General features: G+C 63.1%; 8 protein-coding genes and 1 pseudogene. 4 read left to right on the forward strand and 5 right to left on the reverse strand.

Annotated elements, in window-relative coordinates; genetic code table 11:
- Both drmC and QM615_RS21985 read left to right on the forward strand, forming a co-directional pair.
- Window positions 1–777 (forward strand): DISARM system phospholipase D-like protein DrmC, encoded by a 777-nt coding sequence (gene drmC, locus QM615_RS21980; protein WP_283347919.1) that lies wholly within the window; start codon window positions 1–3, stop codon window positions 775–777.
- 326 nt (window positions 778–1103) lie between these two features.
- Window positions 1104–1586 carry a hypothetical protein gene (locus QM615_RS21985; protein WP_283347920.1) on the forward strand — a complete coding sequence of 161 codons (483 nt, stop codon included), beginning with the start codon at window positions 1104–1106 and terminating at the stop codon, window positions 1584–1586.
- Window positions 1587–1789: 203 nt separating this feature from the next.
- On the opposite strand, the gene QM615_RS21990 is transcribed toward QM615_RS21985, so the two are convergent.
- Window positions 1790–2134: a hypothetical protein gene (locus tag QM615_RS21990; RefSeq protein WP_283347921.1), complete on the reverse strand. Its 345-nt coding sequence runs from the start codon at window positions 2132–2134 to the stop codon at window positions 1790–1792.
- Window positions 2135–2461: 327 nt separating this feature from the next.
- Here QM615_RS21990 and QM615_RS21995 point away from each other — a divergent pair, with 327 nt between their 5' ends.
- A complete protein-coding gene (locus QM615_RS21995) occupies window positions 2462–2911 on the forward strand; it encodes a hypothetical protein (protein WP_283347922.1) in 450 nt (149 codons plus the stop codon).
- A 551-nt stretch (window positions 2912–3462) separates the two neighbouring features.
- Here the strand turns inward: QM615_RS21995 and QM615_RS22000 are convergent.
- Window positions 3463–4191 carry a hypothetical protein gene (locus tag QM615_RS22000; RefSeq protein WP_283347923.1) on the reverse strand — a complete coding sequence of 243 codons (729 nt, stop codon included), beginning with the start codon at window positions 4189–4191 and terminating at the stop codon, window positions 3463–3465.
- Between the two features lie 204 nt (window positions 4192–4395).
- Here QM615_RS22000 and QM615_RS22005 point away from each other — a divergent pair, with 204 nt between their 5' ends.
- Complete coding sequence (locus tag QM615_RS22005; protein ID WP_283347924.1) at window positions 4396–5571, forward strand: ATP-binding protein; 1176 nt, start codon at window positions 4396–4398, stop codon at window positions 5569–5571.
- Window positions 5572–9338: 3767 nt separating this feature from the next.
- Here QM615_RS22005 and QM615_RS22010 read toward each other — a convergent pair.
- The 3 genes and pseudogenes from QM615_RS22010 to QM615_RS22020 all read right to left on the reverse strand — a co-directional run.
- Window positions 9339–9704, reverse strand: coding sequence for a hypothetical protein (locus QM615_RS22010; RefSeq protein ID WP_283347925.1), 366 nt, complete (start codon window positions 9702–9704; stop codon window positions 9339–9341).
- A 211-nt stretch (window positions 9705–9915) separates the two neighbouring features.
- On the reverse strand, window positions 9916–10626 hold the full coding sequence (locus tag QM615_RS22015; RefSeq protein ID WP_283347926.1) for a DUF2510 domain-containing protein: 711 nt from the start codon (window positions 10624–10626) through the stop codon (window positions 9916–9918).
- Between the two features lie 23 nt (window positions 10627–10649).
- Window positions 10650–11180: pseudogene (locus QM615_RS22020) on the reverse strand (excalibur calcium-binding domain-containing protein); the annotation flags it as partial.
- Between the last annotated feature and the right edge of the window lie 133 nt (window positions 11181–11313).

Consider the following 11313-nt stretch of genomic DNA (forward strand, 5'->3'; position numbering starts at 1 on the left):
GTGAATGCGGAACTTCCTTCTCGGCGTCTCCTCGAAACCGCCGCCAGTGTCGGACGCGGCCTGCAACCAGCACATGCCGAACGGCTCGCCGCTGCCCTCGCCCCTCTCGAGCACGCCAGCCAGGCCCAGCACCTGCCCAGCCTGATACCGACGCCCGCGTTCGGGCAGAGCGTGCAACGTCTACTCCAAACATGGTCGCAGCAGCCCGGACCAGCCGGCATCACCGTCGGAGCAGCCGTCGCCGCCGCGTCCCACGCCCACCAGGATGCCCGGCGCAACCCTCATCTCGAACTCGTCGTCAGTGGCCCCACAACCACCGCGATCCACGCGCGCCGCACCGAGCAGATACTGCTTCAACTGATCGGCGAAGCGACGCAGGAAATCCTGCTCATCACCTATGCCCTGCATATGCACGACCAACTGAGAACTGCGCTGGCCACGGCGAGTGCACGGGGGGTTACCTTGACCGTCCTGGCCGAGGACCCCGGCGACAATCACAGCTTTTCGGGCGCACCAGCTACCGCCCTGTCCGGTCTCGTAGTCAACCGGTTGCGCTGGCCTGCGGACCAGCGACCCGCATCGGGGGCGGCCCTGCACGCGAAGGTGGTTGTCATCGACCGAACCATCGCCCTGATCACCAGCGCCAACATCACCCGGCGCGCAGCAGGTGACAACCTCGAGACGGGATTGCTCGTGCGGGGAGGGGACATACCCCGCCGACTCGCCGGACACGTCGATCAGCTTCTGCAACGGCAGGTCTTCCGCGCCTCACAATGAGCCACCGGCCGCAGCATTCAACCGTAGAGGCGGCAATTCACCTGTCCCCCATGTGAAGAACCCAATAGCCTGGACTTCCAACCCGGCCAGCTCGATTTTCGTACTTGTCGAGTACGACGCGCGACGTCGAAACCATACGAGTGGCGATCGCGCATTCGGCCCCCGCGCCGCCCTTCCGAACTTGACATAAGGGCTCCTTATCGGCGACGCAGCCGCAGGCCATGACACCTAAGACGAACTCGTTACACCGTTCGGGGGACTACCCGACCGGTGACGTCACGTGCCACAATCCCAGAAAATATGTTATTTAAGATGGAGGCTTTGAAATGGGCATCTTCGAAGACGCGCAGAAACTGAGGCACGTGCAGGCCATGGAAAAGGCCAAGCTGGATGCCGCGAGAAGTCACCACGACTCGGTTGAGACAAAGCGGCTAGACGCATTGACGCGTAAACAAAAGACGGAGATCAAAGAGTTCATCGAGGCAGCTCAGCGTCTGAATGTTCGGCCCAGTTCTTACAAGACGTATACATGGGTATGGAAGGGCGGTCCCGACCGTCGCAATGAAAGCACACACAAGTCAATCACCGGATGGTCTATAAGGAGCTACCAGGGGCTTTCGTACCAGACGGACGTCGACACCAACAAGGATCGCACGTATCACATGGTCGTATCCACCGATGGGGAAATTTATTCAACGGAGAATCAGAAGCAAAAATGGAGAATCTCCCCTCTTCAGCTCCCATTTGAAGACGACAGCGTCGGAAATCTTTTGCGAGATGCTGTCGTCAAGATGATAAACAAAACGTAAAGCAGTTAGTCGGCGAACCAGCCTGACAGGCCTACTCAGTGCTGCGCATCGCCGGAAGTGCAGGGTCCACCCGCTCGCGCAGTGTCCAACGCAGGTTTCGCGCCGATCAGGCCTTTGTTGCAACCAGCCCCCCCGACTCGAGCGATGTTCATCGATGCTCGGGACTGCGCACTGCGGGCGTCGAGATGGGTCGGTTGCGACGACTATCCGCAGACGAGTTCGCGGATCTGCGCAAGTACCTGCTGAGCGTCGCTGTCGACAACCTGCATGAGAATTTGGTCGCCAGGTTCGCTCGGTTCGATGACAGCTCGGATGACATTTCCGAGAGGAGTGCCGAGCTGGTACAGGCGAACCTCTTCCCACTGATATGAGGGTAGTTCGGCCGGCAGATGCCCCAAGCCGTAGCTTTTGAGCTGGTCAGAGATACCAGCGCGGATATTGACGCCGAGCTTCGCCGCGCCATGGGCGAGCTTGAGCTCGTCCATGGTGGTCAGGTATAGCCCCTGAGTTGCGACAACGTGGTTTCTGAGATCTTCGTACGACGTCATGACGGCTCTTCTCCGAGTTTGTGCGAGCAAGTTCCTCAACTTTAGCAGGTGTCGTACAAAATACGGATATTTTTGCGCTAGTTTTATCTCAAATAAGCAGGAGCTGCCTAGACGGCCGTCCTCCAGGGAGCCAGTGCAGGCTTGACATGGCAGTATCCGACATTGGACTGCCGCTTGGCGTACACCGTGGAGACTTACGCATCTGCCCCGTGCAGCAAGAGGCACCAGCGTGACGCGAATCCGCTGAATAGGCCTTCACCAGCACGATGAGACAGGTACAAATGTCAACGATCCCTGCTGCTCCTTCCAACTGAGGACGACAACTCGATGAGTGAGAACCACACAGATGTAGATGGCGATGTGAATCGAACCAACTCGCAGATCAAGACCGTGGCGGACTTGAAATCCCCGCTGATCGCCGCGATATCACAGCGCCTCGAAAGCTTGACTATCGACAATCTGCTTGAGTTAGCTGCGCACATCGGCGTGCCTGTTCGGCTCCAGACCGGCGAATCGCCGACCGCTGTGACAGAAGCCAAGACCTTCCCCCTGGTCGACGTTGTCGATACTCGCAACGGTGACGGATGCGACAGCGACGGTGTACGAACTACTTACCGACGATCGTCGGCTGCAGAGATCAAGGAACGGGTGAGCTCGAGCCGCTATGCTTCTTCGACGAATTGGCAATCGATCGGCGGCGGCGGAAAGCGCGGCAACAAGCAGTCATCTCGCCACCGGGATGCCGACGAGCGCCAAATGCGGCGAAAGTCCGTCTGAGAAGGCCAGACCGAAGGTGAGCCCACCTGATCTCGCCTACCACCAACCGCGATCATGGTGTTTGCCATGAGCGGTTGCGCGATGCAGAGCTCGTCACCCAGACTTCAGGCTGATTCCTGATGCATTGGCCGCTTTGACTACCGGGTATTGGTTGTGCCACTGGGCAGATCGGTGCCCGCATAGAAGAAGGGCGAATGGCATGTTCGGTTTGTGGCGATCGAGATGGCACTATTCCGAACCTGGATCGATTCCTGATTTGGTGACCCAGACCTCAGTCGAGCTCTGGAATGCCCGGGATCTGGTGCCGCCGATGGGTAGCGCGCACCCTGTGGTTGCAGACCTCAGAGATGGCCGTTGGCGCTATTGCGGGTGGTGGAGCTCCGCGGACGCGCACGACGGGCTACCGAAACGAGAGGACCCACAGATATACGACAAGGTGCGATACGACCGACGGCGCTGGTCGGGCGGAGATCCGAAAGAACCAGTTGTTCATCCGACTCACACCTTGTACATCTCACAACACTGATCGGACCGACACTGCCCTTCCGCCGCTAGTCGAGCCGTTGCCACTGCGGTCCAGGATCCGCGAAGCCATCGTCAGATATCAGGGAGTCCGGCATAGTGGTGCCGACCGGAGCCATGTACACCTCTGCTTTCTGACTAAAGCGGGTCTCGGCCACGACGACTTCCTGCTCGAAGACAGCACCGGGCAGCATCGGCAACAAACCATGACGGTGCAGCCACTCGATGACGTGGAGAGTGGAGACGGTCATCTCCATGAGGCGACACACCAGTGGTGCGGCAGCCCGAAAGCGTTCCTTCACCCCGTGCTGTTCAGTTTCCCGCAGTCGTTCGGCATCACAGTGCACCACGTCGCCGTAGATCCAGGCAAAGGCCAGGACATTGTCGGCTAGCACGTCACTCGTCCGACCGTCCGAAAAGCGACCGGACTGGACCGAATACGCCTGGGCCGTGCGCCCGTTCGAATCGAACTCTGACCACTCCGACTTGAGTCCGTCCAAGAATGCCGAGGAATCGGTGGGTGGACCGCCAGGAACGTCCGGCAGGGTCACTCCCCTGAGGAAACGTTTCAGGGCATTGAGCATCTTGCCGTGGTGGGCATCTTCGTCTTGAAGAATCAGTGGCCGCAACCGAGCCGCCGCCGACTCGACCACTTCCTCCGGCGGGAGGTCCTGCACCAGCCACACACCGTCCGGGTCCTTCTCCACTCGAAGCTCCACCCGTCCAACCCGCTGCACCATCTCGAGATCGCGATACATCGAGTGCGCCTTCACCCGACGTGCCCGCAGCACGAAGGCAATCAAGTAATCGAGGTAACGCTTGTCGAGCTCGATCTCGGTAGACCGTGCCATCGTCTCCCCTTCGGCTCGCGGCTGTGGCAGCACTCGCATACGAGCTTGACCGCATATCGCATAGTATCGGCGTATATGGAACTTACTCCATATACAGCTATAGTGCTCGATATGGAATTGGAGCTGAACCCGTTCAAGCCTGGCTCGGGGCTCCGCCCTCCTGCCCTCGAAGGCCGTGCCCCTCAGATCGACGCGTTCGACCTTCTCGTCGCCCGCAGCAAACGACGCAACTACGACCGCGGACTGATCCTCACCGGACTACGGGGAGTGGGAAAGACAACCCTGCTCAATACACTCGCCGAGCACGGCGATCGCCAAGGGTGGTTGACCATCGGGATCGAAGCCAGACCCAACGACGCCGGTGTCGCGGCAGTGCGGGCCAAGCTCTCCCAGGAGTTGACCGTGGGGCTTCGCCGATACAGTCGAAAGCACAAGCTCGCAGCACTGATCGATCCCCTCATCGACATCGCACGCGGATTTTCCCTCGGAATGGGGATCGGGCCGGCACACGTCGATATCAGCGCTGGCGGCCGGGCCGCAGCCAGCGGCGACATCGAACTCGACATCGAAGAACTCGTCGAAACGATCGCCACCACCCTCCACACCAGAGGCAGTGCTTTCGGGCTCTTCATCGATGAAATGCAAGACCTGGACCGCGACCTGCTCTCCGCGCTATTGGCTGTCCAGCATCGCGCCAACCAACGTGAATGGCCGTTCTTCATCATCGGCGCAGGTCTGCCGAACCTGTCCGCGGTTCTGGCCGACACCCGCTCCTATGCCGAACGGCAGTTCCTTTACAGCACTATCGGCCCTCTGGACCCACGCGCTGCAGCGGATGCCCTTCGGATTCCCGTCGAGCGCCACGGCGGTGCGTTCACCGAGGACGCCCTCGACTTGCTCGTTCACGCCAGCGGTGGTTACCCCTACTTCCTGCAGGAATACGGTAAAGCCATCTGGACGGTCGCCGGAACCACCCCATTCGATCTCGAGGATGCCGAACTCGCCGTCGACGTCGGTCGCCGGCACCTCGACGACGGATTCTTTCCCTCGCGATGGAATCGCGCCACCGAACGAGAACGCCGCTACATGCGCGCCATCGCCGACACCGGCGAGGACACCCCCCGATCGGGAACGGTCGCCGCCCACATGGGCTCCACCCCATCCGGGGTCAGCGACGTCAGAGACTCCGCCCTCCGCAAAGGCTTGATCTGGGCACCAGAACACGGCCGCATCGCCTTTACCGTCCCCGGCATGGCCGACTTCATTCGCCGACAACCCACCCAGTAGCCGCGCGCTTCAGCGTTCCAGGGCGGTGCCCACTGATCGACGTAACAACCTGCCGCGCATGATAAGCGCCGCTTCTTGGCCGCGGCCATGATGTGCCCAGCCCAGGATTATGACTTTCCTGGCTTCCTACGTCTCGACGTGACATGCGGTTCCCAGATGCCCTCGGCACAGACTGTCGAGGACGACGACATGTACCTCAAAAGCATCCGACAGGACCCGCTTGGTCGGAACCGTCGAAAGCAACTCATTCGGTAAAGCCCACATTGACAGTATGCGTCGGCCGCGCGTTCGGCTTGCCGGCGTCTCGGCCGCTCTGGCACGGTGCGCCCGGACCTCGCCAGACGGGCTGGCGTGAATGCGGGGTGGCTCGACAGCGGTCTTGGCAAAAATCGGAGTTACGTTACGTTTCGTTTCGTTACATGTAACGAAACGAAACGAAAAAGTCGGCTGAGCCCGGCCCATGGCAGAATAGCAACGACTTGTTATTTCTCAGCTGACCTGGCGATATCGTGACGAGCTCTCTGGACCATTCTTGGCTAGGTAGACACCGCGCCTCTTTACGGGCCGAAGCTCCACCCTCAAAGGTGGACACGCCTACTCTTCCTTCCAACGATTATCAACCCCGTGACGATATTCCGAATAAAGACGCCGACTATCTATTGGCAAACCGCTAGATCAAGTCGCGGATAAATAATTCGGAGTAACTTCAGGCACGAGTCCGCCACAGTCCAGAGTCGGGTCCGGGGCGACCGCACTGGGAGCTGGCGAGTCCCGCCGCCAATCCCGATAATCGGCCTCGATCGACTGCGTCCGCCCCCCTTGGTGCGGGCATGAAGGGCCTACAACTGCCAGGGGTCCGAAGGACGACAGAAACGGCCGCCCGATCCGACCCAGCGCATCGGAATATCGACACGCTCACCGTGAGTTCGGCTGATGCCGACACCCCGCATCGGGACGGTACCGAGGTGTGGGAGGGGCTCCCCGCAGCACCCTCCGAGTGCCAATCTCCGGGCTGTCTCGCATCCCCGCTGACGCGCCAAGCGGGGATGCGGATCCTCGTCCGGCAACCGAACTGACACCGGACATCAAGGGCGACCTTCCTGCCCTCCTCAGGGCTGCCGAACGACGTCCGAGCGGCGCCGTGACGTCACAAGGACCAGTCTCGGGACAGACCTCCGCCGCCGCGTCGAACCGACCCCACAGTGCGAGACCGGGGGACTCGTCGGACCGGTCCACGGGGCCGGCTGGGCTTGGAGTGAAGCCTCACGGCGGCTCACTCGGTTCGCCTCGGACACCGAGATCGAAACCGTGAAGTGCCTGAACATCCGACGACCAGGGAGCGTCGGGCCGCCGCGGACCGGGTCACTCCGCTCGTGCTGCGGGCGGCCACAGCGGTCCCGACTCCGGCCCTGCTCATCACAGCAACGCGCGCCAGGGGCGCGATACGGGCCGGCAGGACGCAGCATCAGCTACAGGGCACGAGCGAGCGAGTGACCGCCCCGGAACGGGTCGCAGGCGCGCTAGCGCCGAGCACCGCCAGCTACGGAAGCAGCAGCGTCCCCAGGGCACCCCGCAGGGGGTCGACGTAGGTGAACGAGGGAGGGCGCGCCAGCGGCCGGAGGAGAGAGCCGAAGGCGATGAGGACCCGAGCGCAGCGAGTGGCGACGAGGCACCAGCCGAGGAGGTCGTCCCGGCTCTGCCGGGCAAACAAGGGTGTAGTGAGCGAAGCGAACGGAACCCGCCGTGCGTCACGACTCCTTATGCCCTTTTAGTGTGGAGCCACAGCAACCGACCCAGAGCGTTAGCGGCGGGAGGTTGCGGCCGTGGCGATCTGGGGAAACATAGCAGAATCTCCGTCCTTGCGACCGGTCGCAGACCGGCGACAGCCGCCCGGAACGGGTGGTCGCAAGGACGGTATCGATGTCGTGTTTCCCCAGCATGGAGCGGTGACGCCTTGCGCCCTGTGAGCCAGGAGCCTGACGCAGACGGCGCAAACCCCGTTTTTGGGTTTGTGGCGGTCTCAGAGCCGCTGGGAGCGCAGCGACTGGCGGGGCTGCACCCATGGTGGCGTCAGGGTCACACGGGCCGCGCCAGCGGTCCGTCTCAGCACGGTGACACCGTGCCCGCGGCGTCAGCCGCGGTCCCCCGGGGGGTCTCTGTCTCGGAGCAGCAGGCGGCCTCGGCCGCCGTCCCCACCGTCCGCGCAGGTGCAGTGGTCTCGTGGGTCCGATGCCCGCGCGTCAGCGCGCCCGAGAGAGTAGATGGCATCGGTGAGGGCCCCACGAGAACACGGAACCGGAGCGGTCCCGGCGCGAACAGGCCTCGGTGGCCGAAGGCCACTTCGACCCTTGCCGGGTCGGCGGCGTCCCTGTCGTTCCCCCGGTGTGGCGGAGAGTCTCGACCGCGCGTGAGCGCCGGCGGTGCCGCCCTCGGCAACCGCCTCGGGCACAGGCCTGCCGCAGCTCTTCGCGGCAGACCGTCACGGGCGCGCAGCCGCCCGGCCGCAGGCATCTTCCAGACGTGTCACTGCCCCGCTCGACGGGCTCCGAAGCCTCGCCGCAGGCGGCTTCGAGGGGTGATCCGGCCGCCCGGTGACGTCACAGCGTCGGCGGCCGTCCACGGTTCGGCCGCCCGCCTCAGCGGGTGGCGTGATCAGGGCTGCGAACGGTCGCTGCGAGTGGGATCTGACGGCCCGGCAGGGCCGCTCCACAGACTCGTCGAGACCCCGTGCGGCCTGCCAGCTTCACCGGCCGGCCGCACGACAGCAAGGTTGGGTCGGTCTCGCTTCTCGGGGCTGTCGCAGCCATCGGGCTGCGGGGGTCGGCTGCGGCCACAGGCCGCGGACGGAACGGTCACAGGCGGGCTTCTCCGGCGCACGTGGGTGGCGGCCGCAGCGCATTTCTGCGGACGACGGCGGCCCCCGGGCCGCCGGCCAGATCACCGGTATCGCATCGAATATCTGGTGCCCACGTGCGCCGGAGAAGTCTGTTCCATCGGTGTCGCGGAGTATCTCGTCTGCCCGCTTCGACTCGGTTTATCTCGCGTGGCTCAGAGACGTCAGTGATACCTCTTTATGGGTCATAATCGGCAAATTAATCCGCTCTTATTGGAGTCCGAACAATCACATCGATGGCGAGAACATGTACTGCTTTTCGGTATTGGGTAATTGTCCGAAATCGACCGCTTATATCTGCCGATAAGTCCGTCTCGACTATCTTGCGGCAGTATTTTTGTGCATGTTGGGGGGCGTTGGGGGCGATTCCAGGCATGGCGAACGGCCAGGTCAGCGGCCTACGGCATGAGAATCGGCCCTGACCTGCTTCGGTGGTTACTCAGCGGCGGCCATACCGCGGTAGTACTGGCTCCGGTGCGGCCAGATGCACCGCCCTCGTGGGCAGCCGCGATTCGTGCTGCCGTGCCGTAGCCGGTGTATATCCGTAATGAATCCGCTCTACGTCCACTGTGCGTACATTGCGACGCCGCACAACGGCGCAAGCCGCTGGATATCCGCTGTATATCCGTAGCACCGGCTGTTGCACGGAAATACAACGGCGCGACCGAGTTTGCCGCCGACAAGGCGGTGCTTGTCAGCTGTCACCAGTGCGGCCGCTGCGTTCGGCGGATATCCGGACTGTGTGCGAAAAACAGAACCCGCACTCTGCCGGGGGCAGAGTGCGGGTTCTTGCGTTGAACGTGGTCTCTCGATCGGGTTCGTTGTGCTCCGTGAACGTCAGTGTGCGATCTGGTCGAGTTCGCTCACACCACATTCAGGCGTACACAGGTACGGCGACCGAGACGAGGCGCTCGAGCTGTGCGAGCACGCCGGCTGTACTTTCCAGCGACATGCCGCCGTCGCCGAGCGCCCAGGACATGGCGTCCAGGTCGGTGCCGCTCAACGTGACGGTGGTGTTGTGCTGCTCCGGATCCGCGAACTCGACTCCCACGATGGCGAGCTCGTCTCGCGTGATGTCGTTGAGCCAGGCCACGGCATGGAGTGCGTCGCCGATCTCTGCAGCGGATTCTCCGAGATCGATGGGGTAGGCCTGCCACAGGTTGTCGGCTGGAAGTGTTCGTGCGGGGAGGACCAGCAAGGTCAGTGCTGCGCGGTCGATCGTGGTGAGGGTGACAGTCATGGCGTTTCTCCTGCTCGGACGGCTCTGTGACGACGGCGGGGGTGTCTGATCGCGTCGATGTCGCTTCGAGGTCGGCTCCGCCGACGCTTGTAGAGCGGGTGTGCCCGCGCGCCGAAGAAAGCGAGAACCCGCACTCCGCCCGGGGAGGCAGAGTGCGGGTTCTCGGGTCGAGTGCTCTGGTTCAGTACCGCCAGTGCACTGAGGACCGCGGTCAGTAGGTCCGAGCGCAGTCTGCTGCAGCCTGCGATCCCGGGTCCGAAAAGTCGAGGTCCAACTCGTCGTGCAGGTCGAGCAGAGTGGATTCGTTGCGCGCTGTGACCGTCACCGGAGTCAAGATGGGTCCTTGTTGGGCGAACACGTCGTCGCGTGAGCGGATCCCGCCGTCCTGCAGCTCGACGATCTCACCGGCGATATAGAGGGTGTCGCCGTCGTCGTATGCCGCGGGCGATCCGAGTTCGTACCCGCTCGATTCGAGCGATGCGTTGATTGCCGCGAGGACGTCGCCCGGGGCGTCGAGGCAGCCGGCCGCCGGCGTCGCCGCAGCGGTCGTCGGAGCGGGGCGCACCGGTGTGCGCGGTGCAACAGAGGGGACAACAGCCGGTGCGGGTGTTGTCGTGGCGGCCGGCAACTCCGACGACGTAGCCGAAGCCTGATCAGGGTCGGCCTCCTCCTCGTCCGAGCCGAATGCCGATCCGATGCCGACCGCCAGAATCAGCACTGCCGCGATCGACAGACCGATTTTGAGTCCGTGGTTGCCGCCTGGCCCCGGTGACGACCCAGGCGAAGGGGTCGTCGGCTCTGTTGTTGGGCGAGGTACACCCGGGGCGGAGCGATCGGTCCACTGGCGGCCGTCCCAGAATCGTTGACCGCCAGCGTTGGACGGGTCGGGGTCGGGATACCAGCCGGGGTTCGGTGTCGTCATCGGAGAAGTGTCTCAGCTCGGCGTCACCGAACCCCACCTTCCTGACTTGGCGGCTGTTCGCAGCCGACGCCGTCTCCGTCGCCGTCGAACTTGGTGCTGAATCCGGGTTGTCCGACTCGGATGGGTGCTGCTCCGGCGGCGCGAACTGCGGCGCAGTTCGCATAGGTCACGCTCGCAGGCGGTGCGTCATCGACCGGACCTGGCGCGGGAGCCACCGGTTCCGGCGCCGCCGGTGCAGGCTCAATGGACGGGACGGGTTCCGCGATCGGTGTGCTGGCGCCGCATTCCCCCAGCACGCGGGCGATGGCGTCTTGTTCCGGCGGGGTGACCCAGAGCCCGTAGGCGGCTTTGACCTCGACTTGCCGGGAGACGTAGGTACACCGGTACGACTTGTTGCTCGGCAGCCAGGTTGCGGCGTCGCCGTCACTCTTCTGTTGATTCGCAGGGCCGTCGACGGCCTGCAGATTACGAGGATCATTCGCGAAGTTCTGTCGTGTGGCAGAATCGAGTTGCTGCGCACCGGTTTGCCACGAATTGCTCAGCGACATTATGTAGGGGCTTTAACTATGTTGGGTAAGGGGGTTGGGAGACCCCGATTGGACCACGGGTCGTCTCCCGCCAGCCGCTCCCGACTAGGGCGTGTCTCCCAATCGGCGTAGCCAGGTGAGAATTGCGCAGAGGGTGACG

Source organism: Rhodococcus sp. IEGM 1341, from assembly GCF_030056895.1.
Classification (GTDB): domain Bacteria; phylum Actinomycetota; class Actinomycetes; order Mycobacteriales; family Mycobacteriaceae; genus Rhodococcoides.

Bases quoted from the DNA above. Each gene is read 5' to 3' on its own strand.
- QM615_RS22000 (WP_283347923.1), bottom strand. From the start codon at position 4,191: ATGTATCGCGATCTCGAGATGGTGCAGCGGGTTGGACGGGTGGAGCTT.
- QM615_RS22015 (WP_283347926.1), bottom strand. From the start codon at position 10,626: ATGACGACACCGAACCCCGGCTGGTATCCCGACCCCGACCCGTCCAAC.
- QM615_RS22005 (WP_283347924.1), top strand. From the start codon at position 4,396: ATGGAATTGGAGCTGAACCCGTTCAAGCCTGGCTCGGGGCTCCGCCCT.
- QM615_RS21985 (WP_283347920.1), top strand. From the start codon at position 1,104: ATGGGCATCTTCGAAGACGCGCAGAAACTGAGGCACGTGCAGGCCATG.
- QM615_RS21990 (WP_283347921.1), bottom strand. From the start codon at position 2,134: ATGACGTCGTACGAAGATCTCAGAAACCACGTTGTCGCAACTCAGGGG.
- QM615_RS21995 (WP_283347922.1), top strand. From the start codon at position 2,462: ATGAGTGAGAACCACACAGATGTAGATGGCGATGTGAATCGAACCAAC.
- QM615_RS22010 (WP_283347925.1), bottom strand. From the start codon at position 9,704: ATGACTGTCACCCTCACCACGATCGACCGCGCAGCACTGACCTTGCTG.